Here is a 24,989-nt window from a genome sequence, read left to right as displayed (position 1 = left end):
ACCAGAGATGACAACGGAGGAACCGAGATGTCACAAGATCCTTTCCAGGAACGCGAAGCTGAAAAATACGCGAATCCCATCCCTAGTCGGGAATTTATCCTCGAACATTTAACCAAACGTGAAAAACCGGCCAGCCGTGATGAGCTGGCGGTAGAGCTGCACATTGAAGGCGAAGAGCAGCTTGAAGGCCTGCGTCGTCGCCTGCGCGCGATGGAGCGCGACGGTCAACTGGTCTTCACTCGCCGTCAGTGCTATGCGCTGCCGGAACGTCTCGATCTGGTGAAAGGTACTGTTATTGGCCACCGTGATGGCTACGGCTTTCTGCGGGTTGAAGGGCGTAAAGATGATTTGTATCTTTCCAGCGAGCAGATGAAAACCTGCATTCATGGCGATCAGGTTCTGGCGCAACCGCTTGGTGCTGACCGTAAAGGCCGCCGTGAAGCGCGTATTGTCCGCATACTGGTGCCAAAAACGAGCCAGATTGTGGGTCGTTACTTTACCGAAGCGGGCGTCGGCTTTGTGGTTCCTGACGACAGCCGTTTGAGCTTCGATATCTTAATCCCACCTGATCAGATCATGGGCGCACGCATGGGCTTTGTCGTTGTTGTCGAACTGACTCAACGCCCGACCCGTCGTACCAAAGCGGTGGGTAAAATCGTCGAAGTACTTGGCGACAATATGGGCACCGGCATGGCGGTTGATATCGCCCTGCGCACCCATGAAATTCCGTACATCTGGCCGCAGGCTGTTGAGCAACAGGTTGCCGGGCTGAAAGAAGAAGTGCCGGAAGAGGCAAAAGCAGGCCGTGTCGATCTGCGTGATTTACCGTTGGTCACCATTGATGGCGAAGACGCCCGTGACTTTGACGATGCGGTTTACTGCGAGAAGAAACGCGGCGGTGGCTGGCGTTTATGGGTCGCAATTGCCGATGTCAGTTACTATGTGCGTCCACCAACACCGCTGGACAGAGAAGCACGTAACCGCGGTACGTCGGTCTACTTCCCGTCGCAGGTTATCCCGATGCTGCCGGAAGTACTCTCTAACGGCCTGTGCTCGCTCAATCCGCAGGTAGACCGCCTGTGTATGGTGTGCGAGATGACCATTTCGTCGAAAGGTCGCCTGACCGGCTATAAATTCTACGAAGCGGTGATGAGCTCTCATGCGCGTCTGACTTACACCAAAGTTTGGCATATTCTGCAGGGCGATCAGGAACTGCGTGAACAATACGCGCCGCTGGTTAAGCATCTCGAAGAGCTGCATAACCTCTATAAAGTGCTGGATAAAGCCCGCGAAGAGCGCGGTGGGATCTCGTTTGAGAGTGAAGAAGCGAAGTTTATTTTCAACGCTGAACGTCGTATTGAACGTATCGAACAGACTCAGCGTAACGACGCGCACAAATTAATTGAAGAGTGTATGATTCTGGCGAATATCTCGGCGGCACGTTTCGTTGAGAAAGCGAAAGAACCGGCATTGTTCCGTATTCACGACAAGCCGAGCACCGAAGCGATTACCTCTTTCCGTTCAGTGCTGGCGGAACTGGGGCTGGAATTGCCGGGTGGTAACAAGCCAGAACCGCGCGACTACGCAGAACTGCTGGAGTCGGTTGCCGACCGTCCTGACGCAGAAATGCTACAAACCATGCTGCTGCGCTCAATGAAACAGGCGATTTACGATCCGGAAAACCGCGGTCACTTTGGTCTGGCATTGCAGTCTTATGCCCACTTTACCTCACCGATTCGTCGTTATCCTGACCTGACGCTGCATCGTGCCATTAAGTATCTGTTGGCGAAAGAGCAGGGGCATCAGGGGAACACGACTGAAACCGGTGGCTACCATTATTCAATGGAAGAGATGCTGCAACTGGGTCAGCACTGTTCGATGGCGGAACGTCGTGCCGATGAAGCAACGCGTGATGTGGCAGACTGGCTGAAGTGTGACTTTATGCTCGACCAGGTGGGCAACGTCTTTAAAGGCGTAATTTCCAGCGTCACTGGATTCGGTTTCTTTGTTCGCCTGGATGATCTGTTTATTGATGGTCTGGTCCACGTTTCTTCGCTGGATAACGACTACTATCGCTTTGATCAGGTTGGTCAACGTCTGATGGGGGAATCCAGCGGCCAGACTTATCGCCTGGGCGACCGCGTGGAAGTTCGCGTCGAAGCGGTTAATATGGACGAGCGCAAGATCGACTTTAGCCTGATCTCCAGCGAACGCGCGCCACGCAACGTCGGTAAAACGGCGCGCGAGAAAGCGAAAAAAGGTGATGCAGGTAAAAAAGCCGGTAAGCGTCGTCAGGTGGGCAAAAAGGTAAACTTTGAGCCAGACAGTGCTTTCCGTGGTGAGAAAAAAGCGAAGCCGAAAGCGGCGAAAAAAGACGCGAGAAAAGCGAAAAAGCCATCGGCTAAAACGCAGAAAATAGCTGCAGCGACCAAAGCGAAGCGTGCAGCGAAGAAAAAAGTAGCTGAGTGATCAAAACCCTCTTCAAAAAGAAGAGGGTCAGATTGCTGACAAAGTGCGCTTTGTTCATGCCGGATGCGGCGTGAACGCCTTATCAGGCCTACATAATCACGCAAATTCAATATATTGCAGAATCATGTAGGCCTGATAAGCGTAGCGTATCAGGCAAAACGTTAACAACGAGTACATTAATGAGCGAAATGATTTACGGCATCCACGCAGTGCAGGCCCTGCTGGAGCGCGCCCCTGAACGTTTTCAGGAAGTCTTTATTTTAAAAGGCCGTGAAGATAAACGTCTGTTACCGCTGATTCACGCCCTCGAATCTCATGGCGTGGTTATCCAGTTGGCAAATCGTCAATATCTCGACGAGAAAAGCGACGGTGCCGTGCATCAGGGCATTATCGCCCGCGTGAAGCCTGGACGTCAGTATCAGGAAAGCGATCTGCCGGATCTGATCGCTTCGCTCGAACAACCGTTCCTGCTGATCCTCGACGGCGTTACCGATCCACACAACCTCGGTGCGTGCCTGCGTAGCGCAGACGCCGCTGGCGTTCATGCGGTGATTGTACCGAAAGATCGTTCCGCTCAACTCAATGCAACGGCGAAAAAAGTGGCCTGTGGCGCGGCAGAAAGCGTTCCTCTGATTCGGGTGACTAACCTGGCGCGCACCATGCGTATGTTGCAGGAAGAGAATATCTGGATCGTCGGTACGGCGGGTGAAGCGGATCATACTCTCTATCAGAGCAAAATGACCGGGCGTCTGGCACTGGTGATGGGCGCGGAAGGTGAAGGCATGCGTCGCCTGACCCGTGAACATTGCGATGAGTTGATCAGCATCCCGATGGCAGGAAGCGTTTCTTCCCTGAACGTTTCGGTAGCGACCGGCATTTGTTTATTTGAAGCAGTACGCCAGCGTAGCTAATTCCTCTGAATTATGAAAAACCATCCATATTTGGATGGTTTTTTTTTACCTGGAGCTGGTAAGATAATTACGTGCTACAAATATTCATATTATTAATATTTTAACTTAATCACTATGGAATAATATATGACATGGAACCCGTTGGCGCTGGCGACGGCGCTGCAAACTGTACCTGAACAAAATATTGATATAACAAATAATGAAAACGCATTAATTATTAAAATGAATGATTATGGCGATTTGCAAATCAATATTCTTTTTACTTCCCGCCAGATGATTATCGAAACATTTATTTGCCCGGTAAGTTGTATCAGTAATCCAGATGAATTTAATACCTTCTTATTAAGAAATCAGAAGATTATGCCACTGTCATCGGTAGGGATCTCCAGTGTGGAGCAGGAAGAGTATTACATTGTTTTTGGTGCATTATCGCTTAACTCTTCCCTTGATGATCTCCTGCTGGAGATAACCACGCTGGTAGATAATGCATTGGATTTAGCTGAAATTACTGAAGAATATTCATATTAATCACGAAGACAGGTATTTATGGGGATTTTAAAAAGTTTATTTACATTAGGTAAGTCTTTTATTTCACAGGCGGAAGAATCCATTGAAGAAAACCAGGGTGTGCGGATGCTGGAACAACATATTCGCGACGCCAAAGCTGAACTGGATAAAGCCGGAAAATCACGCGTCGATCTGCTGGCGCGAGTGAAATTAAGTAACGATAAACTGAAAGATTTACGTGAGCGTAAAGCCACTCTGGAAGCCCGTGCGCTGGAAGCATTAAGTAAGAACGTCAACCCGTCGTTGATTAACGAAGTCGCTGAAGAAATCGCGCGCCTTGAGAACCTCATTACCGCTGAAGAGCAAGTGTTGTCGAATCTTGAAGTCTCCCGTGATGGTGTGGAAAAAGCGGTAACGGCAACGGCACAGCGTATTGCTCAATTTGAGCAACAGATGGAAGTCGTTAAGGCCACTGAAGCCATGCAGCGTGCGCAACAGGCAGTAACGACCTCTACCGTTGGAGCATCTTCCAGCGTCTCTACAGCGGCTGAATCCTTAAAACGCCTGCAAGCGCGTCAGGCCGAACGTCAGGCACGGCTGGATGCTGCTGCACAACTGGAGAAAGTGGCAGACGGCCGCGATCTCGACGAAAAACTGGCGGAAGTGGGGATTGGTGGAGTTAACAAAAGCAATGCTCAGGATGTGCTGGCAAGGCTGCAACGCCAACAGGGTGAGTAATTTTTTTTGCCAGCCTCACTAAAAGGCTGGCAGCTATTTTAAGGGTAAAATATGTCTGGTTTTTTCCAGCGCCTGTTTGGCAATGATGATAAGCCTGCTGTCGCTCGTGGTCCGCTGGGGTTGCATCTCCATAATGGTTTTACGCTCGATACGTTAGCGTTTCGTTTACTGGAAGATGAATTACTGATTGCGTTACCGGGGGAAGAATACACTGTAGCTGCAGCCAGTCGCATCGATCTGGGGGGCGGTAGTCAGATATTCCGTTACTACACTTCCGGTGATGAATTCCTGCAAATCAATACCACTGGCGGCGAAGACATTGATGACATTGATGATATCAAGCTCTTTGTCTATGAAGAGAGTTACGGTATCAGCAAAGAGAGCCACTGGCGCGAGGCAATTAATGCCAAAGCAATGGGGATGATGACCTTAAACTGGCAGGAAAAACGCTGGCAGCGATTTTTTAATAGCGAAGAACCAGGTAATATTGCGCCGGTCTACATGCTGGAAAAAATAGAAAATCAAAACCATACCAAATGGGAAGTGCATAACTTTATGATGGGTTACCAGCGACAGGTGACCGAAGATACTTACGAATATTTGCTGTTAAATGGTGAGGAATCCTTTAACGAACTCGGTGAACCGGAGTGGTTATTTTCGCGTGCGCTGGGTGTCGATATCCCACTAACATCACTTCATATTATTGGTTAATTACAGGGAAGTTTATAATGCATATTCTTGATTCACTCCTTGCTTTTAGCGCCTATTTTTTTATTGGCGTGGCTATGGTGATTATCTTTCTGTTTATCTATTCCAAAATTACTCCGCATAATGAATGACAGTTAATCAAAAACAATAATATCGCGGCGTCACTGGCGTTCAGCGGGACATTGCTGGGTTATGTTATTCCATTATCCAGTGCGGCAATCAATGCGGTGAGTATTCCTGATTATTTTGCTTGGGGTGGGATCGCACTGGTGATTCAATTACTCGTTTTTTCTGGCGTCAGACTTTATATACCCGCATTAAGCGACAAAATTATTAATCACAATACCGCCGCAGGAATGTTTATGGGAACCGCCGCGCTGGCTGGTGGTATTTTTAACGCAGCTTGTATGACATGGTAATGGACGATCATGGCCAGAAAACGCAAATCAAGAAATAGCAGTAAACCAGCTCACGGAGCCATCAGCCGTATTAATCGACCGAATAATCCCTTCACGCCGCAGCGAAATCGCTACGCACATAAATACTTAACGTTGGCGCTAATGGGGGGAGCCGCTTTTTTCGTATTGAAAAGTTGTGGCGATAGTGGCGATGTCGATAACGACGGCGACGGAACGTTTTACTCGACAGTGCAGGATTGCATTGATGACGGTAATAATTCAGATATCTGTGCTCATGGCTAGAACAACGCCAAAGCGGCATTTTATGCCGATGTTCCGAAGAATATGACTCAGCAGAATTGTCAGTCTAAGTACGAAAATTGCTATTACGACAACGTCGAACAGAGTTGGCTCCCGGTCATTTCTGGATTTTTATTAAGTCGGGTTATTCGTAAAGATCGCGATGAGCAGTTTGTTTATAACAGTGGCGGCTCCTCTTATGCTTCGCGCCCCGTCTGGCGCAACACTTCCGGTGATTACTCCTGGCGCTCCGGTTCTGGCAAAAAAGAGTCTTACTCTTCGGGCGGCTTTACCACCAGAAAAGCATCAACCGTTTCTCGCGGCGGCTATGGTCGTTCTTCCAGCGCCCGTGGGCATTGGGGAGGCTAATCATGCTGAGACACAACGTTCCTGTGCGGCGGGATCTGGATCAGATCGCTGCCGATAACGGATTTGACTTTCATATCATCGACAATGAAATCTATTGGGATGAGAGTCGTGCTTATCGCTTTACCCTGCGGCAGATTGAAGAGCAGATCGAAAAACCGACTGCGGAACTGCATCAGATGTGCCTTGAGGTGGTGGATCGTGCGGTTAAAACTGAAGAGATCCTGACGCAACTGGCGATCCCCCCGCTGTACTGGGATGTAATTGCTGAAAGCTGGCGCGCGCGCGATCCTTCGCTGTATGGCCGTATGGATTTTGCCTGGTGTGGTAATGCGCCGGTGAAGTTGCTGGAGTACAACGCCGATACGCCGACCTCGCTGTATGAATCGGCTTATTTTCAGTGGTTTTGGCTGGAAGATGCCCGGCGCAGCGGCATTATTCCGCGTGACGCCGATCAGTACAATGTCATTCAGGAGCGTCTGATTTCGCGCTTTAGCGAGATTTATAGCCGTGAACCGTTTTATTTTTGTTGCTGTCAGGATACCGACGAAGACAGGACTACCGTGCTGTACTTGCAGGACTGCGCCCAGCAGGCAGGACAGGAATCGCGGTTTATCTATATTGAAGATCTCGGCCTGGGCGTCGGCGGTGTGCTGACCGATCTCGATGATAACGTCATCCAGCGTGCGTTTAAGCTGTATCCGCTGGAGTGGATGATGCGTGACGATAACGGCCCGCTGCTGCGCAAGCGTCGTGAGCAATGGGTGGAACCGTTATGGAAAAGTATCTTGAGCAACAAAGGGTTAATGCCGCTATTGTGGCGCTTTTTCCCTGGTCATCCTAATCTTCTGGCATCCTGGTTTGAGGGCGAGAAACCGCAGATTGCTGCGGGCGAAAGCTACGTGCGTAAACCGATCTACTCACGGGAAGGCGGTAACGTCACCATTTTTGACGGTCAGAACAACGTCGTTGACCATGCTGAGGGTGATTACGCCGATGAACCGATGATCTACCAGGCTTTTCAGCCTTTGCCGCGCTTTGGCGATAGCTACACATTGATTGGTAGCTGGATTGTCGATGATGAAGCGTGCGGTATGGGGATTCGCGAAGATAACACGCTGATCACTAAAGATACTTCGCGTTTTGTTCCGCATTACATTGCGGGTTAAGAATGTTTTAGCAATCTCTTTCTGTCAGGAATCCGTGGCAGTGACCATACTAATGGTGACTGCCATTGATGGAGGGAGACACAGTGCACTGGCAAACTCACACCGTTTTTAATCAACCGATACCTTTAAATAACAGCAATCTATACCTGTCCGATGGCGCGCTTTACGAAGCGGTAACACGTGAAGGTGCGGGCTGGGATAGTGATTTTCTCGCCAGTATTGGTCAGCAGTTAGGGACGGCTGAATCCCTTGAACTGGGGCGACTGGCGAATGTGAATCCGCCAGAATTGTTGCGCTACGATGCTCAGGGACGCCGTCTGGACGATGTGCGTTTTCATCCGGCATGGCACTTGCTGATGCAGGCACTATGTACCAATCGGGTGCACAATCTGGCCTGGGAGGAAGATGCTCGTTCTGGCGCATTTGTGGCGCGCGCGGCGCGTTTTATGTTGCACGCACAGGTTGAGGCCGGATCGTTATGTCCGATAACCATGACTTTTGCCGCCACCCCATTGTTATTGCAGATGTTACCTGCACCATTCAAGGATTGGACCACGCCGCTGTTGAGCGATCGCTACGATTCCCATTTGCTGCCAGGCGGGCAAAAACGCGGTCTGTTGATTGGCATGGGAATGACAGAAAAGCAGGGCGGCTCTGATGTGATGAGCAATACTACTAGGGCAGAGCGTCTGGACGATGGTTCTTATCGGCTGGTGGGGCATAAATGGTTTTTCTCGGTGCCGTAAAGCGACGCGCATTTGGTGCTGGCACAGACCACGGGCGGATTGTCCTGCTTCTTTGTGCCGCGTTTTTTGCCTGATGGACAACGTAACGCGATTCGCCTGGAACGCCTGAAAGATAAGCTGGGCAATCGCTCTAATGCCAGTTGCGAAGTGGAGTTTCAGGATGCTATCGGCTGGCTGTTAGGTCAGGAGGGAGAAGGCATCCGCCTGATCCTGAAAATGGGCGGGATGACGCGTTTTGATTGCGCCCTGGGTAGCCATGCCATGATGCGCCGTGCATTTTCGCTGGCGATTTATCACGCTCATCAACGACATGTATTTGGCAATCCGTTGATCGAACAGCCCCTTATGCGTCATGTCTTAAGTCGCATGGCGCTTCAGCTTGAAGGGCAAACGGCGCTGTTGTTTCGTCTGGCACGGGCGTGGGATCGGCGTGCCGATGCTAAAGAAGCCCTGTGGGCGCGTTTATTTACGCCAGCAGCGAAGTTTGTGATTTGCAAAAGTGGCGTCCCATTTGTGGCCGAAGCGATGGAGGTGTTGGGCGGTATTGGCTATTGCGAGGAGAGCGAGTTGCCGCGGCTGTACCGGGAGATGCCGGTGAACAGTATCTGGGAAGGCTCCGGCAATATTATGTGTCTGGATGTGCTGCGCGTTCTTAATAAGCAGGCTGGCGTATACGAGTTATTGACGGAAGCGTTTATGGAAGTGAAAGGACAGGATCGCTATTTTGATCGCGCGGTTCGTCGTTTACAGCAGCAACTGCGCAAACCGACTGAAGAGCTGGGGCGAGAGATTACTCATCAGCTATTCTTGCTGGGTAGTGGCGCGCAAATGTTGAAATATGCTTCTCCGCCAATGGCGCAGGCGTGGTGTCAGATGATGTTAGATACGCGCGGTGGTGTGCGGTTGTCAGGGCAGATCCAGAATGATTTGTTACTGCGGGCGACTGGTGGTGTGTGTTTGTAAGCGTTTACGCTTAATGAAATATATAGAATTTATAGGCCGGATAGGGCGCTCGCGCCGCATCCGGCATTGTTCATTCGCTGTTGATAACACTCATGCATACAGTATCGCCTGTACACGCCAGTTATCGGGCTGCTGATCCTCGTACATGGTAATAATGCGATACCATGACGCCCCCTGTTCATCGGCCTTTAACGCCACGATACGTTCCACGTCCTGCGGATCCCCTGAAATATTGCTAACTGAGATCTGACCTATTTCATTCAGGCCCGTCACGCAGTCAGCACTGGCGAATTCTGCAGACTGTGCCGTGGCGCTCGCGGGACACGTAACTAATTGCAGCGAGGGTGAGGCAAGTAATTGTTTCATCGTCAGCTCCATTTTTCGTTTCCCCACATGTTGCAGGGCATTCCATCGCGGTAATAAACGCCCGAGCTTCCAGCCGGTAATTTATTGTGCACAGGTAAACGCATAGGGACGCAAAGCAATGTAAAGCTTACTGTATAAGTTGTCTGATTTATTTACGGTACAAAATGGCTTGTGAATACCACTGTCCTGTCACAATGGTTTCATCCACCATTACGACGACGTAATAATCAGCTTTTGCCGCGGCAGCTTTCGCTCTGATTTCTGCTAATGCGTCATCCGGTGAGCCACGGACCATTGTGCTTACCGTTCCAATTCGCTGTAGCCCTTGGGTTTGGTCGCGGCGAATTTCCTGCGGATGATCCGTTACTGGTGGCGCTGGCTGTGGCGTACCTTGCAGTGCGCTACAGGCGCTTAACATCAACACCAATAATAAACTGGCAAACCGGTAAACAACGCTATTACGTTTCCTGCTAACCATAGTGTAGTGCCTTATTAATTTAACTTTGGGGGAATGTTCCCGAATTGTTACCTGGTACGCGATTTTCGAATGAAAACGTGGTGAAAGCGTAACCCATATCTCAACATTATGAACTAATACTGCCAGCGGAAACTTGTGCTAAGGATTTCTTCATGTCATACCAGACAAAAAGGAGGAATAGATGATTGAATTAGAATCGCGCGTACTGGCAGATATTCCCGTTCTACATGCTTATCCCGTTGGGCAAAAAGAAACTCCGTTACCGTGCGTGATTTTTTATCACGGTTTTACTTCATCCAGTCTGGTGTATAGCTATTTTGCCGTTGCGCTGGCACAGGCCGGTATGCGGGTAATCATGCCAGACGCACCCGATCACGGTATCCGTTTTAGTGGCGACACACCGCGACGGTTAAATCAGTTCTGGCAAATATTGCGGCAAAATATGCAAGAATTTACGCCATTACGTGCGGCTATTGTTAAAGAAAACTGGCTGCTTGATGACCGTCTGGCAGTCGGCGGCGCATCGATGGGCGCGATGACGGCCTTGGGAATTACCGCTCGCCACTCCACGGTGAAATGTACCGCCAGCATGATGGGATCGGGCTATTTCACATCGCTTGCCCGTTCACTGTTTCCACCGCTGATACCTGAAACGGCAGCGCAGCAGCGCGAATTTAATAACATTATCGCTCCGCTGGTGGAGTGGGAAGCGACAAACCACCGGGAAGAGCTGGGAAACAGACCACTGCTCTTATGGCATGGTCTTGATGATGATGTCGTACCTGCCGACGAATCAGTACGTTTGCAGCAGGCACTAAGAGAAGCGGGGCTGGATAAACAGTTAACCTGTTCATGGCAGCCAGGCGTGCGTCATCGCATTACGCCAGAAGCGTTAGATGCCGCGGTGAAATTTTTCCGCCAGCATCTTTAAACGCGCAGAATGCTGACCCCTTGCGCTTCCAGTTGTTGCAGGATTTCCGGGTTAGCATTTTTGCCAGTGATCAGCATATCGATTTGATCGGCGCGGCTAAAGAGCATACCCGCGCGCTCACCAATCTTGCTGCTATCGACCAGAACCACCAGTTTCCCCACCACGCTCAGCATCTTCTGCTCTGCCATCGCTGTTAGCATATCGGTTTTATACAACCCTTCTGCCGTCAGCCCTTTGCCACTGGTAAACATCCAGTGGCCGGCATACAAGCTGTTCTCACTGCCCTGCGGGCTTAAGGTGATGGACTGGCTTTTATTGTACTGCCCGCCCATGATGATCACGCTCTCATGTTCCTGATCGATCAGGTAATTTGCCAGCGGTAAATAATTGGTGATGATTTGCACAGGCTTGCCACACATTTCCCTTCCGAGCAGGAATGCGGTGGAACCACAGTTGATGACCACACTTTCGCCCGGATTGACCAGTTGCGATGCCGCTTTGGCGATACGCACTTTTTCATCGTGGTTCTGTGCCTGGTGGAGATTCATTGGTGTCCAGCGAGGACGCTGTTGGGTGATGGCTTCCGCGCCATTGCGCACTTTTTTCAGTTTGCCGCTCTCGTCGAGTTTATTAATGTCCCGTCGTGCGGTAGCAGGCGAAATTCCCAAGCGCTCAACAACTTTCTCTACGGTCACAAAGCCCAATTGTGCGAGCATTTCCAGGAGGATTTGATGTCTTTGTGCTTCAGGCATGAGCTATTCCGATAAAATTTGATTTTTTTAGATGATATTTGAAATAGCCAGGAAATACTACGCCGGATAGCGGGAACATCTCCACGCTATCCGGTAAAAGCGACGGATTACAGGAACGATTTGAACGGCAGATCCGGTTCAATGGTGAAGCAATCGTCAAAACCACGCGGATAGTGGTATTCGAAGTTGTCTTTATCCAGCGGCCAGGTGAACTTGCCGCCAACCTGCCAGATAAACGGCTTAAAGCCATACTTCAGACGATCTTTTTTCATCTCCCACAGTACGCGAATTTCCTGCGGATCGGCCTGGAAGTTTGACCAGATATCGTGGTGGAACGGGATCACCACTTTTGCATTTAACGCTTCACCCATACGCAACATATCGGCGCTGGTCATTTTGTCGGTAATACCGCGCGGGTTCTCGCCGTAAGATCCTAACGCCACATCGATCTGATACTCATTACCATGTTTTGCATAGTAGTTGGAGTAGTGGGAGTCGCCGCTGTGATACAGGGAACCGCCCGGCGTTTTGAACAGATAGTTCACTGCGCGATCATCCATCCCGTCCGGCAGTACGCCAGCCGCTTTTTGATCCGCAGGCAGGGTAATCAGTGCAGTACGGTCGAACGCGTCAAGGGCATGAATTTCAATGTCTTTCACTTTTACCACATCGCCTGGTTTGACCACGATGCAGCGTTCTTTCGGCACGCCCCAGCCAATCCATAAATCCACACAGGTTTTCGGCCCGATAAATGGCACATCGTCGGCGCAGTTTTGCATTACGGCTGCAGCGACGTTCACGTCGATATGATCGTTGTGATCGTGAGTCGCCAGCACAGCGTCGATCTGGCGAATGGCAAACGGATCAAGGACAAATGGTGTGGTGCGCAGGTTCGGTTGCAGTTTTTTCACCCCTGCCATGCGCTGCATCTGGTGACCCTGTTTCATCAGTGGGTTACCGTGACTTTGTTTGCCAGTACCGCACCAGAAATCGACGCACACGTTGGTGCCGCCTTCCGATTTCAACCAGATCCCGGTGCAGCCGAGCCACCACATCGCAAAGGTGCCTGGTGCGACCTGTTCTTGCTCTATTTCTTCATTCAGCCAGCTACCCCATTCCGGGAAGGTGCTCAGGATCCAGGATTCACGGGTGATACTTTTCACTTTACTCATCGCCATTTACCTTCATGATAGTTCAATTTGAATCAATGTGTGATTGGTTTTGATTAATCCTGACACTGTTTTTTCAGGAAGGCAATGACCATTTTTTGACTTTTCACCGAAAGCGTTGTTGATGATTTTGAGTATGGAAAGATTTAAAGGAGTGTGTAATTTAATTAACTAAATGAATTTAAATGAGTAATTGTTTCGTCTTGTGAACACCATACTTTCTATGTGGAATTATTTGCGTGCCGCGTCACATTTAATCACAAATAATCTTGTTGTGATTACTTTTGAAAATTAGAGTGAGTGCACAACATTCCGGGTGTGCGGAATTCCCGGTTACCTCTTCTTCAGGAGATCGTTATGGAGATCCTCTACAGCATCTTTACCGTGTTCTTTAACCAGGTCATGACCAATGCCCCGTTATTGCTGGGTATTGTGACCTGCCTGGGCTACATCCTGCTGCGTAAAAGCGTCAGCGTGATTATCAAAGGCACCATCAAAACGATTATCGGTTTTATGTTGCTGCAAGCAGGGTCCGGCATCCTGACCAGCACTTTTAAACCGGTGGTGGCAAAAATGTCGGAAGTCTATGGCATTAATGGCGCGATTTCAGATACCTACGCATCGATGATGGCAACTATTGAGCGTATGGGCGATGCCTATAGCTGGGTGGGTTATGCGGTGTTGTTGGCACTGGCGCTAAACATCTGTTACGTGCTGCTGCGTCGCATTACTGGTATTCGCACCATCATGCTGACCGGCCACATCATGTTCCAACAGGCGGGTCTGATAGCTGTCACGCTGTTTATTTTCGGCTACTCCATGTGGACTACCATTATCTGCACTGCGATTCTGGTTTCGCTTTACTGGGGCATCACCTCCAACATGATGTACAAGCCGACTCAGGAAGTGACGGACGGCTGCGGTTTCTCCATCGGTCACCAACAGCAGTTTGCTTCCTGGCTTGCCTATAAGGTCGCGCCGTATTTGGGCAAAAAAGAGGAAAGCGTTGAAGACCTCAAATTGCCCGGTTGGCTGAACATTTTCCACGACAACATCGTCTCCACGGCGATTGTGATGACCATCTTCTTTGGTGCCATTCTGCTCTCTTTCGGTATCGATACCGTGCAGGCGATGGCAGGCAAAGTGAACTGGGTGGTGTACATCCTGCAAACCGGTTTCTCCTTTGCGGTGGCGATCTTCATCATTACTCAGGGCGTGCGCATGTTTGTCGCGGAACTCTCTGAAGCATTTAACGGTATCTCCCAGCGTCTGATCCCGGGTGCGGTTCTGGCGATTGACTGTGCGGCTATCTATAGCTTTGCGCCGAATGCCGTGGTCTGGGGCTTTATGTGGGGCACCATCGGGCAACTAATAGCGGTTGGTATTCTGGTCGCCTGCGGTTCCGCGATTCTGATCATTCCTGGTTTTATCCCGATGTTTTTCTCCAACGCCACCATCGGCGTATTCGCGAACCACTTCGGCGGCTGGCGTGCGGCGCTGAAGATTTGTCTGGTGATGGGGATGATTGAAATCTTTGGCTGCGTCTGGGCGGTGAAACTCACCGGTATGAGTGCCTGGATGGGCATGGCGGACTGGTCGATTCTGGCACCGCCGATGATGCAGGGCTTCTTCTCCATCGGTATCGCCTTTATGGCCGTCATCATCGTTATTGCATTGGCTTATATGTACTTCGCTGGCCGCGCGCTGCGCGCAGAAGAAGATGCAGAAAAACAACTGGCAGAACAGTCTGCTTAATAAGGAGTTTTGATTATGACCGTACGTATTCTGGCTGTGTGTGGCAACGGACAAGGCAGTTCCATGATCATGAAAATGAAAGTGGACCAGTTTTTAACCCAATCAAACATTGACCACACGGTAAATAGCTGCGCGGTTGGCGAGTACAAAAGCGAGTTGAGCGGCGCGGATATCATCATCGCTTCTACCCATATTGCGGGCGAAATCACTGTTACCGGCAACAAATATGTGGTTGGCGTGCGCAACATGCTCTCACCCACAGACTTTGGCCCGAAACTGCTGGAAGTGATCAAAGAACATTTCCCGCAGGACATAAAGTAAGGACGCGCCATGAAATTACGTGATTCGCTGGCAGAAAATAAATCTATCTGTTTGCAGGCAGAAGCAGAGACCTGGCAGGACGCGGTAAAAATTGGCGTTGACCTGCTGGTGGCGGCGGATGTTGTTGAGCCGCGTTACTACCAGGCGATTCTGGATGCGGTTGAACAGCACGGCCCGTACTTTGTGCTCGCGCCAGGCCTGGCAATGCCACACGGACGCCCGGAAGAGGGGGTTAAGAAAACCGGTTTTGCGCTGGTGACGTTGAAAAAGCCGCTGGAGTTCAACCACGAAGATAACGACCCGGTGGATATCCTCATCACGATGGCGGCAGTCGATGCCAATACTCATCAGGAAGTGGGCATCATGCAAATCGTCAACCTGTTTGAAGATGAAGAGAATTTCGACCGTTTACGCGCCTGCCGTACCGAGCAGGAAGTACTGGATTTAATTGACCGCACCAACGCGGCTGCTTAAGAAGGAATTGAAGATGTCATTACCCATGTTGCAAGTCGCGCTGGACAACCAGACTATGGATAGCGCCTATGAAACCACTCGTCTGATTGCTGAAGAAGTCGATATTATCGAAGTGGGCACCATTCTGTGTATGGGGGAAGGTGTGCGTGCGGTGCGCGATCTGAAAGCACTCTATCCACACAAGATTGTGCTGGCAGACGCCAAAATTGCTGATGCGGGCAAAATCCTTTCTCGTATGTGCTTTGAAGCCAACGCTGACTGGGTCACCGTGATTTGCTGTGCAGATATCAACACCGCCAAAGGCGCGCTGGATGTGGCAAAAGAGTTTAACGGCGACGTACAGATTGAGCTGACTGGTTTCTGGACCTGGGAACAGGCGGATGCATGGCGTGAAGCGGGCATCCAGCAGGTGGTGTATCACCGCAGCCGTGATGCGCAAGCAGCCGGTGTAGGCTGGGGCGAATCAGATATCGCCGCGATCAAACGCCTTTCTGATATGGGCTTCAAAGTAACCATTACCGGTGGCCTGGCGCTGGAAGATTTGCCACTGTTCAAAGGTATTCCGATTCATGTCTTTATCGCTGGTCGTAGCATCCGTGATGCCGCGTCTCCGGTTGAAGCTGCGCGTCAGTTCAAACGTTCCATCGCCCAACTGTGGGGCTAAGGAGCGGATATGTTGTCCAAACAAATCCCGCTTGGCATCTATGAAAAAGCACTCCCCACCGGGGAGTGCTGGTTGGAACGGTTGCAACTGGCAAAAACGTTGGGCTTCGATTTTGTTGAGATGTCAGTAGATGAAACGGACGCTCGCCTGTCTCGCCTTGACTGGAGCCGCGAACAACGTCTGACGCTGGTGAATGCGATTGTTGAAACTGGCGTGCGCGTACCGTCCATGTGCCTTTCTGCCCATCGTCGTTTTCCGCTGGGCAGCGAAGATGACACAGTGCGGGCGCAGGGGCTGGAGATTATGCGTAAAGCTATCCAGTTCGCCCAGGATGTCGGCATTCGCGTGATCCAACTGGCGGGCTATGACGTCTACTATCAGGAAGCCAATAACGAAACGCGTCGTCGTTTTCGCGAAGGGCTGAAAGAGAGTGTTGAGATGGCGAGCCGTGCGCAGGTGACGCTGGCGATGGAGATCATGGATTACCCGTTGATGAACTCCATCAGCAAGGCGCTGGGCTATGCACACTATCTCAACAACCCGTGGTTCCAGCTCTATCCGGATATCGGCAACCTGTCGGCGTGGGATAACGACGTGCAGATGGAATTACAGGCTGGAATAGGGCACATCGTCGCGGTGCATGTGAAAGACACCAAACCGGGCGTCTTTAAAAATGTGCCGTTTGGCGAAGGCGTGGTGGACTTCGAACGTTGCTTTGAAACGCTCAAACAGAGTGGTTATTGCGGGCCTTATCTGATTGAGATGTGGAGCGAAACGGCGGAAGACCCGGCGGCAGAAGTGGCGAAAGCGCGTGATTGGGTGAAAGCGCGCATGGCCAAAGCGGGCATGGTGGAGGCCGCATAATGCAAAAGCTGAAACTACAGGTATTTGAAGCCAACATGGATCTGCCGCGTTACGGACTGGTGACCTTTACCTGGGGCAACGTCAGCGCCATTGATCGCGGACGCGGGCTGGTGGTAATTAAGCCCAGCGGCGTCGCCTACGAAACCATGCAAGTGGACGATATGGTGGTGGTTGACATGAGTGGCAATGTGGTGGAAGGGCAGTATCGTCCATCGTCAGACACTGCAACGCATCTCGAGCTTTACCGTCGTTATCCATCTCTCGGTGGAATCGTGCATACCCACTCAACCCATGCCACCGCATGGGCGCAGGCGGGGATGGCGATCCCGGCGTTAGGCACCACACACGCTGACTATTTCTTTGGCGATATTCCGTGTACGCGCGGATTAAGCGAAGAAGAGGTGCAGGGCGAGTATGAACTGAACACCGGCAAAGTGATCATCGAAACGCTGGGCGATGCCGAGCCGCTGCATACGCCGGGGATTGTGGTTTACCAGCACGGGCCGTTCGCCTGGGGTAAAGACGCTCATGATGCGGTGCATAATGCGGTGGTGATGGAAGAAGTGGCGAAAATGGCGTGGATTGCGCGCGGCATTAACCCGCAACTGAATCCCATCGATAGTTATCTGATGAATAAGCACTTTATGCGTAAGCATGGTCCCAACGCTTATTACGGACAGAAGTAAAACACGCGCTGCGGAAATATCCTTCTTCGGGAGATAACTGGTCTGATTCCGCAGCCGTTTTTCATAAAAAAGCCCCCGGTGAAGGGGGCAATGCAAACTATGACAATGTTTCGTTGGTTATACCTGGTGCTAGCGATAAATATCCGCGCTGGCGTGCATGTTGCCGTTACTCCCCGGTTCCCGCATCAGAATCACGTGGTAGTACGTTGCGCCCTGCGCGTCGGTTTCTTCGTTTAATGCCTGACGTGCTTCACTTTCAGTGGCAAAGTTATGATTGATATAAATCACGCCTAAGCTCTGCACATCGTCCATATTTCTGGCCTGGTGGTTATTGATTTCAATGGCTGCCCATGTATTTGCACTTAGCAAAAGCACAGCCAGAAGGGCTAAAACACGACTGAACATAAATACCTCCTCGACGGCTGTCTTTGTATGCGCTCCTCTGTGATGATCTTCTGATTTAATTTTAATCAATGATAAAGAAGTTGATGGTGACCATTTCTGATGCAGTTGTTCAAAAAAACACCGTAATGGAATGTGATGAACTTCAAATCAGCGGGTTAGTACGATTTAGCGAAAGATGAGAATTATTTGTCGGCTGGCCTTGAGTTTAGCGGGGTATACCAGTACTATAACGCGTCATTTTTCAGCCGCCCTTTAACACGTTCCTTGCCTCCATGGGCTGCGGCTGACCCAGACAGGAGGCTGAATAATCCGTAAGGAGCAATTCGATGCGTCATTACGAAATCGTTTTTATGGTCCATCCTGACCAGAGCGAACAGGTTCCGGGCATGATCGAGCGCTACACTGCTGCCATCACTGGTGCAGAAGGCAAGATCCACCGTCTGGAAGACTGGGGCCGCCGTCAGCTGGCTTACCCGATCAACAAACTGCACAAAGCTCACTACGTTCTGATGAACGTTGAAGCGCCGCAGGAAGTGATCGATGAGCTGGAAACTACCTTCCGCTTCAACGACGCCGTTATCCGTAGCATGGTAATGCGTACTAAGCACGCCGTTACCGAAGCATCTCCGATGGTTAAAGCGAAAGACGAGCGCCGTGAGCGTCGCGATGATTTCGCAAACGAAACCGCTGATGATGCTGAAGCTGGGGATTCTGAAGAGTAATTTCTGATGACCAACCGTCTGGTGTTGTCCGGCACCGTGTGCAGGATGCCCCTTCGAAAGGTCAGTCCATCAGGAATTCCTCACTGCCAGTTCGTGCTTGAGCATCGTTCTGTGCAGGAGGAAGCCGGTTTTCATCGGCAGGCGTGGTGCCAAATGCCCGTTATTATTAGCGGACACGAAAACCAGGCCATTACTCACAGTATAACGGTCGGCAGTCGCATAACCGTTCAGGGGTTCATTTCATGCCACAAGGCAAAGAACGGTCTGAGCAAAATGGTTTTGCATGCCGAGCAGATTGAATTGATAGATTCTGGAGACTAGCCATATGGCACGTTATTTCCGTCGTCGCAAGTTCTGCCGTTTCACCGCGGAAGGCGTTCAAGAGATCGACTATAAAGATATCGCTACGCTGAAAAACTACATCACCGAAAGCGGTAAGATTGTCCCAAGCCGTATCACCGGGACCCGTGCAAAATACCAGCGTCAGCTGGCTCGCGCTATCAAACGCGCTCGCTACCTGTCCCTGCTGCCGTACACTGATCGCCATCAGTAATCGGTCACGGTCCATTAATACGACTTTGAGAGGATAAGGTAATGCAAGTTATTCTGCTTGATAAAGTAGCAAACCTGGGTAGCCTGGGTGATCAGGTAAATGTTAAAGCGGGCTACGCTCGTAACTTCCTGGTACCACAGGGTAAAGCTGTTCCAGCTACCAAGAAAAACATTGAATTCTTCGAAGCACGTCGCGCTGAACTGGAAGCTAAACTGGCTGAAGTTCTGGCAGCAGCTAATGCTCGCGCTGAGAAAATCAATGCACTGGAAACTGTTACCATCGCGTCTAAAGCTGGCGACGAAGGTAAACTGTTCGGTTCCATCGGTACTCGCGACATCGCTGACGCTGTAACTGCAGCAGGCGTTGAAGTGGCTAAGAGCGAAGTTCGTCTGCCGAACGGCGTTCTGCGTACCACTGGCGAACACGAAGTAAGCTTCCAGGTTCACAGCGAAGTATTCGCGAAAGTGATCGTAAACGTAGTAGCTGAATAATTCGTTATTCAACGAGACGTAAAAACGCCGGCCATGTGCCGGCGTTTTGCTTTATTGTTGAAGCGCCATAACCATAATTACAGCGCACTCATCTTAAATATTAGCTCGTAGCTAATTGTACGTGCGGTTCTTCATCTTTGACTTTGATAAGCGCCCACAGCGCAATTGCCCCCAGGATGTCAAAGAAAGCCAGAGCAATAAAGAACGGCGCGAAGCCGATAATGTGAACGAATGCCCCGATAAACAGGTTGAAAATCAACTGACCACTCCACGCACAGGCACCCGCCATACCAACGGCGGTGGCAACTTCATCTTTTTTGAACAAATCGCCGCCCAGTGTTGCCGCAACAGTAGAAAGACATTGATGCGAGAACGCGCCAATACTAATCAGCAATACGGCAATGTAGGGATTTTCGACAATACTCACCAGGCCGATTGTCATCATAATGACCGCAGCAATAGTGAAGGTAATTCTTCGCGAGTTAATTAAACTCACGCCGCGATCGTGGAAGAACTTCGCCACAAAACCGCTGGCTAAACAGCCGAGGTCGCCCAGCAGGAAAGGTAGCCAGACAAACATGGCAATTTCTTTCAGGCTAAAATGCAGCGTTTCAACGAAGAATATAGGCACCCAGAAATTAATGGTTCCCCATGCCGGGTCTGCGAGAAAACGCGCGATGCCGATACCCCAGAAATTACGTTGGCTGAGGATATGTTTGATTGACGTTTTTTCTTTTTTACCTGTTTTAAGATGCTGCTCTTGTCCTGATTCAATATATTGACGCTCTTCATCAGAAAGGCGTTTGGCATCTTTCGGATCTTTATAACAAAAGAACCAAAATATAGCCGCGAGCAAAGCAAGGCTACCCGAGACAATAAACGCAAATTGCCAGCTATGAAACATAATGCACCAGGCAATCAGCGGTGGTGCAAGCATTGCACCGAGTGAAGTTCCCATATTGAAAACCCCCGTAGCCACACCGCGCTCTTTTGCCGGGAACCATGTTGATGCTGTTTTAACACCCGCCGGAATTGCCGATGCTTCGCTGAACCCCATCAGGGCGCGCATAAATGCCAGACCTGACCATGTTCCGGTCAGTGCATGACCCATTGTCGCCAGACCCCAGATTGCGGCGCAAATCGCAAAGCTTAATTTCAGACCAACGGTATCAATAAAGAAACCCATCACCGGTTGCCCTAATGTATAGGCCAACTGGAACGCACTGACGATCCATGAATATTGCTCTTTGGTTATTCCAGTGGTCTCCATAATGGTTGGAGCCGCAATACCTAATGCAGTTCTGTCCAGATAATTGATTACAGTGATAAAACATACGAGGGCAATCATATGCCACCGATAATTCTTTATTTTATTCATGTTTAAACCTTTTAATTATATTAATAAACCCTGGTTGTTGGTATTTCCGTGTAATAGGTAATAAAATCAGGTACAGAGAACATATTAAAAATTATTGTGTGTAAATCTCTCCATTCAGAAAATCTGGCCAGTTTTTTTCAAAGAAAATACCGTTAATATGCGGTTGTTTGCGTAAAGACTTAACTTCGGTAATAAAAGAACCTTGTGAATATTGAATCGTTAATTTGTGATTTTTATCGTCGGCTTGCTCAGAGCGAAAACGCCATTCTTCTTTTGCGCCGCGACGAGTTTGTGGCAGGCATTCGCCTTGCGGATCAATAACCATCCGCGCCCCACGACTGCCGCCACCTGCGTCAATATAATGTGTGAGTTGCGTTAAAACGGCGGCAGAAGTCAGCGCCATATGCCGCCACATAAATAATTCAGCAACTTCGCCTGCGTGGTTGATGGTTAAACCGTGTTGCTGGGCAAATTCACTCAACAGCAGGGCATCGCGGGTGGCGTGGCGAACTTTATCGGCATGACAAATAAATCCAGCGTAATCAGACATTCGCGTCTGGATTTTTTCTTTCACCGTTGCCAGCGTCATACCGTTTTCGTTTGCCAGCGCCTGGGTGATGACCTCTCTTACGGTAGTCAGGGGCGAAGCTACCCGTTGCGCGATATCTCCCTCAACAGACCGCATTTGCGTACAGCCAATAAAGCGCGCCAGGCGCACGGCAAAAACCTGCCCGGCATTCAGCGCTGCGCCGCCGGGGCGAGTGACGCCGTGAGTTCCGGCCACTTCCCCCACGGCAAAACAGCCGGGGAGAGAGGTTTGCCCCCAGATATCCACCTCAATGCCGCCGTTCATGTGTTGATTATTCATGGCGAACTGCAGTGGTTGCGTGGTGAGCCCGTAACCGTGCATCTGGTACAACGAGATAGACAGCGGATTCATTCGTTGCAGGCGTTCGATGGGCGATGGTGCCAGCGCGCCGTTGTTTTCCAGATACGCGTGAACGTCAGCATCCAGTCGCGCTAATGAGAATGGCAAATCACCAGGCACCGCTTCAGGATTGCGATTGAAATCCATAAACACCAGGCGGCCTGATTGCTGCTCTTTTGCCACCGCCATATCCAGCAGGCTGGAGCCAAAATCCATCACCCGTGTGGCGTGGAACGGCCACTGATAGCCTTTACGGAAGATATTTGAAGCCAGTTCCTGGGTAGTGCGATAGTAATCCGCAAGGAAATTATACTCGTTACCCTCTGTATCCACAGAATAGATATACGGGATCACCTGCACATAGGTGCCGGATAAATTCCACGGAAACGTGCTGCGCGGCGTGCCTATACCAAACTGGCTTTCGGTCAGATTGGTTAGCGTCAAACCTTCTTCCAGCGCCAGCCCCAGCGAGCCAAAGCATTTATGCGGATAAACACTGTCGCGATAAAGCTCGCCCGGTCCGCCCGTTGCCAGTACCACATTGGGCGCAGTCACAATTGCCAGCCCCCACGGGTTATGGGCGCGGGAACCGGTTGCGAGGATAGCCCCCGCCACGCGATCTTCGCCATTCTCACCGCGTTGATGCAGCAGTTTAATCACCGTTGCACTGGTCAGCAGTGGAATGGAGAGGCGCTGCACTTCTTCCAGCAGCACTTTCACCATCAGGCGAGAAGTGCGTGGTCCACAGGACGTCGCGCGTCCGGCTTCGTCATGGTCGGTCTGATAACGGAGAATTGCGCCATAGCGATCTTCCGGCAATTCCAGACCAAGATATTGCAGCCCACCAAGGGTATGCAGGGAACCGACCGCTTCGACATATGCCGTGTCGTGATCCATCGCGCCGCCGCTCGCCAGTGCCTCGGCCAGTTTTGCGAAGTTGTCGCCGTTGCCCGCAGTAGCAGCGGTAAACAGCGTCTGTTTATCGGAACCGGAGCAGGCTGACGTTCCCATGTATAACCCGGCGGTAGCAAGCAGCACATTTTGCTGGCGACGTTTCAGCTCAACCGCTGCACGTAATCCAGCCGCGCCGCTACCAACGACCAGTGCATCAACTTGCCAGGTTGGGTAATCAACATCCTCCACGGTGACAATTGAGTGCGGTTCTGCTGGCGTAAAACCTTTCGGAAAGGTGACGTGCGTCAGTGCCTCGAGGATGGCGTCATCAGGCTGGCTCATGCGCCCTCCATCGGCGTAAACAGGCTACTTTCCATCAGACGCGGCTGCCTGATAATCGGACGGAAGGCCATGAACGGCAGAATGTCGCGGTCAATCTCCACGCCCGGGGCAATCTCAATTAATTCAACACCTTCTGTCGTTAACTGAAAAACCGCGCGTTCGGTGATGTACAGCACTTCCTGACCACTTTGCTGTGCGTAAGCGGCGCTAAAGGTGATTTTTTCCACCTGAGTAACCAGTTTGGGTATTTGACCTGACTGGGTGATATGCAGACCATCTGGCGTCACGTCGATCTTGCTGCCTTTGGCGTCGAATGTGCCGCAGAACACCACTTTACGGGCATTTTGTGCAATTTCGAGGAAGCCGCCAGGGCCGATCAGATTGCCGTTCAGGTGTGAGACATTGACGTTACCGTGCTGATCCATCTCGCCCATGCCGAGGAAAGTAATATCAATGCCGCCGCCGCTGTAGAACTCGAATTGATCCAGCGAAGGGATAATCGCGTCAGCGTTACGGGCGCAGCCGAAAAACGCGTCATCCAGCATCATGCCGTTATGCACGCCTTGCTCGACACTCAACCATAAACTTTGATAAGGAACACCTTCGCGCAGTGCAACCCCAGGAATACCGCCCGGAATACCAAAGCCAAAGTTGGTAGAAGCGCCAGCCACCAGTTCGCGTGCCGCCCGACGGGCAATCAGACGGCGCACCGGATGGCTAACCAGTTCAATAGCGCCGGTAGAACTCAGACGGCGATGCTGACCGCTAATTGTCAGGTCGTAGCCGCCAAGATAGGTTTGCGGTTGTTCGCGGTGCTCAACGATGCCATCGACCAGAATCCCCGGCAGCTTGACCCGGCGTGGTTCGATGGCGCCAGCTTCCAGCACATCGCGCACCTGGACGAATACTTTGCCGCCGCTGTTGTGTGCTGCCAGCGCCATCGAATAGCTATCCATATCAATCGCTTCTTCTTCGAGGCTAACGTTGCCACGCGGATCGGCATAAGTGCCGCGCAAAATGGCATAGTCCACTTTGAAAGGGCGATAGCGGAGTTTGGTTTCGCCATCAATTTCAATCAGTTCTACCAGATCGTCAGTGGTGCAAGCGTTCGACTTTCCGCCACCATTGCGTGGATCAACAAACGATCCCAGCCCTACGTGGGTAAAAAGCCCAGGACGTCCGGCACCGATCTCCCGCAGCAGTGCCTGAATTACACCGCCAGGAAAGCAATACGCTTCGATGGCGTTATTTTTTACCAACTCCTGCATTTTGGGGGACCAGGTAAAGTGTCCGGCAATTATGCGTTTGAGCATTTCGGCATGAGCGAGGCGGTTAGTGCCTTTGCTGTCGCGATCGCCAATGCCCAGCGAGTGGATTAGTGTCAGGTTGCGGGGGTGTCCGGTTTGCAGGAAACGCGCTTCAATGGCTGCCAGAATATGGTCAGCTTCCACCATGCCGCCGCCGTTACCGCTAATGGCAATGGTTGCGCCGTCCTGAATTTGCGCCGCCAGTGCCCCGGCGGTTGTTATCTTACGCATACA

Annotated in this window: 25 protein-coding genes and 3 pseudogenes; 20 read left to right on the top strand and 8 right to left on the bottom strand. The window is 50.9% G+C overall.

Annotation, left to right across the window (positions count from 1 at the left end; translation table 11 throughout):
* Positions 1 to 27: 27 nt before the first annotated feature.
* The 9 genes and pseudogenes from rnr (at position 28) to C1192_RS19045 (ending at position 9,275) form a co-directional block, all read left to right on the top strand.
* Positions 28 to 2,469: a ribonuclease R gene (rnr, locus tag C1192_RS19085; RefSeq protein WP_038355148.1), complete on the top strand. Its 2,442-nt coding sequence runs from the start codon at positions 28 to 30 to the stop codon at positions 2,467 to 2,469.
* A 179-nt stretch (positions 2,470 to 2,648) separates the two neighbouring features.
* On the top strand, positions 2,649 to 3,380 hold the full coding sequence (gene rlmB / locus C1192_RS19080; RefSeq protein ID WP_001293269.1) for a 23S rRNA (guanosine(2251)-2'-O)-methyltransferase RlmB: 732 nt from the start codon (positions 2,649 to 2,651) through the stop codon (positions 3,378 to 3,380).
* A gap of 126 nt (positions 3,381 to 3,506) precedes the next feature.
* Positions 3,507 to 3,908 (top strand): DUF2170 family protein, encoded by a 402-nt coding sequence (locus C1192_RS19075; RefSeq protein WP_000220117.1) that lies wholly within the window; start codon positions 3,507 to 3,509, stop codon positions 3,906 to 3,908.
* A gap of 18 nt (positions 3,909 to 3,926) precedes the next feature.
* Positions 3,927 to 4,625, top strand: coding sequence for a PspA/IM30 family protein (locus C1192_RS19070; RefSeq protein ID WP_038355147.1), 699 nt, complete (start codon positions 3,927 to 3,929; stop codon positions 4,623 to 4,625).
* A 51-nt stretch (positions 4,626 to 4,676) separates the two neighbouring features.
* A complete protein-coding gene (locus C1192_RS19065) occupies positions 4,677 to 5,336 on the top strand; it encodes a YjfK family protein (RefSeq protein WP_000012579.1) in 660 nt (219 codons plus the stop codon).
* Positions 5,337 to 5,353: 17 nt separating this feature from the next.
* Positions 5,354 to 5,752 (top strand): annotated as a pseudogene (locus C1192_RS19060) (DUF350 domain-containing protein).
* A 9-nt stretch (positions 5,753 to 5,761) separates the two neighbouring features.
* Positions 5,762 to 6,400 (top strand): annotated as a pseudogene (locus C1192_RS19055) (DUF1190 domain-containing protein).
* Positions 6,401 to 6,402: 2 nt separating this feature from the next.
* Entirely contained in the window at positions 6,403 to 7,566 is a 1,164-nt protein-coding gene (locus tag C1192_RS19050) for a glutathionylspermidine synthase family protein (RefSeq protein ID WP_038355145.1), read from the top strand.
* Between the two features lie 83 nt (positions 7,567 to 7,649).
* Positions 7,650 to 9,275 (top strand): annotated as a pseudogene (locus tag C1192_RS19045) (isovaleryl-CoA dehydrogenase).
* A 90-nt stretch (positions 9,276 to 9,365) separates the two neighbouring features.
* Here the strand turns inward: C1192_RS19045 and yjfN are convergent.
* Both yjfN and bsmA read right to left on the bottom strand, forming a co-directional pair.
* Positions 9,366 to 9,641, bottom strand: a complete 276-nt coding sequence (yjfN, locus tag C1192_RS19040) for a DUF1471 family protease activator YjfN (protein ID WP_001517630.1) — start codon at positions 9,639 to 9,641, stop codon at positions 9,366 to 9,368.
* A gap of 148 nt (positions 9,642 to 9,789) precedes the next feature.
* Positions 9,790 to 10,119, bottom strand: a complete 330-nt coding sequence (gene bsmA / locus C1192_RS19035) for a biofilm peroxide resistance protein BsmA (RefSeq protein WP_000254648.1) — start codon at positions 10,117 to 10,119, stop codon at positions 9,790 to 9,792.
* A gap of 181 nt (positions 10,120 to 10,300) precedes the next feature.
* Between bsmA and yjfP the strand changes: the two genes are divergently transcribed.
* Positions 10,301 to 11,050 (top strand): esterase, encoded by a 750-nt coding sequence (gene yjfP / locus C1192_RS19030; RefSeq protein ID WP_016249502.1) that lies wholly within the window; start codon positions 10,301 to 10,303, stop codon positions 11,048 to 11,050.
* On the opposite strand, the gene ulaR is transcribed toward yjfP, so the two are convergent.
* Positions 11,047 to 11,802: an HTH-type transcriptional regulator UlaR gene (gene ulaR / locus C1192_RS19025; RefSeq protein WP_038355144.1), complete on the bottom strand. Its 756-nt coding sequence runs from the start codon at positions 11,800 to 11,802 to the stop codon at positions 11,047 to 11,049. The two genes, yjfP and ulaR, sit on opposite strands and share 4 nt — an antisense overlap.
* Before the next feature lie 107 nt (positions 11,803 to 11,909).
* Entirely contained in the window at positions 11,910 to 12,974 is a 1,065-nt protein-coding gene (gene ulaG, locus C1192_RS19020) for an L-ascorbate 6-phosphate lactonase (protein ID WP_001517631.1), read from the bottom strand.
* A gap of 354 nt (positions 12,975 to 13,328) precedes the next feature.
* Between ulaG and ulaA the strand changes: the two genes are divergently transcribed.
* From ulaA to ulaF, 6 genes are read left to right on the top strand one after another with little or no spacing between them, the layout of a single operon-like run.
* Positions 13,329 to 14,726, top strand: coding sequence for a PTS ascorbate transporter subunit IIC (ulaA, locus tag C1192_RS19015; protein ID WP_001517632.1), 1,398 nt, complete (start codon positions 13,329 to 13,331; stop codon positions 14,724 to 14,726).
* 15 nt (positions 14,727 to 14,741) lie between these two features.
* Entirely contained in the window at positions 14,742 to 15,047 is a 306-nt protein-coding gene (gene ulaB / locus C1192_RS19010; RefSeq protein ID WP_038355143.1) for a PTS ascorbate transporter subunit IIB, read from the top strand.
* A 9-nt stretch (positions 15,048 to 15,056) separates the two neighbouring features.
* A complete protein-coding gene (gene ulaC, locus C1192_RS19005; RefSeq protein ID WP_000776497.1) occupies positions 15,057 to 15,521 on the top strand; it encodes a PTS ascorbate transporter subunit IIA in 465 nt (154 codons plus the stop codon).
* A gap of 13 nt (positions 15,522 to 15,534) precedes the next feature.
* Positions 15,535 to 16,185 (top strand): 3-keto-L-gulonate-6-phosphate decarboxylase UlaD, encoded by a 651-nt coding sequence (ulaD, locus tag C1192_RS19000; RefSeq protein ID WP_000056742.1) that lies wholly within the window; start codon positions 15,535 to 15,537, stop codon positions 16,183 to 16,185.
* A gap of 9 nt (positions 16,186 to 16,194) precedes the next feature.
* On the top strand, positions 16,195 to 17,049 hold the full coding sequence (ulaE, locus tag C1192_RS18995) for an L-ribulose-5-phosphate 3-epimerase UlaE (protein WP_000949556.1): 855 nt from the start codon (positions 16,195 to 16,197) through the stop codon (positions 17,047 to 17,049).
* Positions 17,049 to 17,735 carry an L-ribulose-5-phosphate 4-epimerase UlaF gene (gene ulaF / locus C1192_RS18990; RefSeq protein ID WP_001517633.1) on the top strand — a complete coding sequence of 229 codons (687 nt, stop codon included), beginning with the start codon at positions 17,049 to 17,051 and terminating at the stop codon, positions 17,733 to 17,735. Before ulaE ends, ulaF begins: the two co-directional genes overlap by 1 nt.
* 129 nt (positions 17,736 to 17,864) lie before the next feature.
* Here ulaF and yjfY read toward each other — a convergent pair whose 3' ends face one another.
* Entirely contained in the window at positions 17,865 to 18,140 is a 276-nt protein-coding gene (yjfY, locus tag C1192_RS18985; RefSeq protein ID WP_000492914.1) for a DUF1471 family protein YjfY, read from the bottom strand.
* Positions 18,141 to 18,466: 326 nt separating this feature from the next.
* On the opposite strand from yjfY, the gene rpsF reads away from it, so the two are divergent.
* The 4 genes from rpsF to rplI are packed head-to-tail and all read left to right on the top strand — an operon-like array spanning position 18,467 to position 19,906.
* The gene (gene rpsF / locus C1192_RS18980; protein ID WP_001216676.1) at positions 18,467 to 18,862 is read left to right on the top strand and encodes a 30S ribosomal protein S6; all 396 of its coding nucleotides are present in this window, start codon (positions 18,467 to 18,469) and stop codon (positions 18,860 to 18,862) included.
* 6 nt (positions 18,863 to 18,868) lie between these two features.
* Positions 18,869 to 19,183, top strand: a complete 315-nt coding sequence (gene priB, locus C1192_RS18975) for a primosomal replication protein N (protein ID WP_001517634.1) — start codon at positions 18,869 to 18,871, stop codon at positions 19,181 to 19,183.
* 4 nt (positions 19,184 to 19,187) lie between these two features.
* Positions 19,188 to 19,415 (top strand): 30S ribosomal protein S18, encoded by a 228-nt coding sequence (rpsR, locus tag C1192_RS18970; protein ID WP_000135199.1) that lies wholly within the window; start codon positions 19,188 to 19,190, stop codon positions 19,413 to 19,415.
* Between the two features lie 41 nt (positions 19,416 to 19,456).
* Positions 19,457 to 19,906, top strand: a complete 450-nt coding sequence (gene rplI / locus C1192_RS18965; RefSeq protein WP_001196062.1) for a 50S ribosomal protein L9 — start codon at positions 19,457 to 19,459, stop codon at positions 19,904 to 19,906.
* Between the two features lie 100 nt (positions 19,907 to 20,006).
* Here the strand turns inward: rplI and C1192_RS18960 are convergent, their stop codons facing one another.
* The 3 genes from C1192_RS18960 to C1192_RS18950 form a co-directional block, all read right to left on the bottom strand.
* Complete coding sequence (locus C1192_RS18960) at positions 20,007 to 21,284, bottom strand: MFS transporter (protein WP_001033611.1); 1,278 nt, start codon at positions 21,282 to 21,284, stop codon at positions 20,007 to 20,009.
* 91 nt (positions 21,285 to 21,375) lie between these two features.
* Positions 21,376 to 23,448, bottom strand: coding sequence for an FAD-dependent oxidoreductase (locus C1192_RS18955; RefSeq protein ID WP_001517635.1), 2,073 nt, complete (start codon positions 23,446 to 23,448; stop codon positions 21,376 to 21,378).
* Positions 23,445 to 24,986 (bottom strand): acyl CoA:acetate/3-ketoacid CoA transferase, encoded by a 1,542-nt coding sequence (locus C1192_RS18950; RefSeq protein WP_038355142.1) that lies wholly within the window; start codon positions 24,984 to 24,986, stop codon positions 23,445 to 23,447. Before C1192_RS18950 ends, C1192_RS18955 begins: the two co-directional genes overlap by 4 nt.
* Positions 24,987 to 24,989 lie beyond the last annotated feature (3 nt).

Source organism: Escherichia marmotae, from assembly GCF_002900365.1.
In the GTDB taxonomy this organism is placed as follows: Bacteria; Pseudomonadota; Gammaproteobacteria; order Enterobacterales; family Enterobacteriaceae; genus Escherichia; species Escherichia marmotae.
This window is presented reverse-complemented; position numbering and strand designations above follow the sequence as displayed.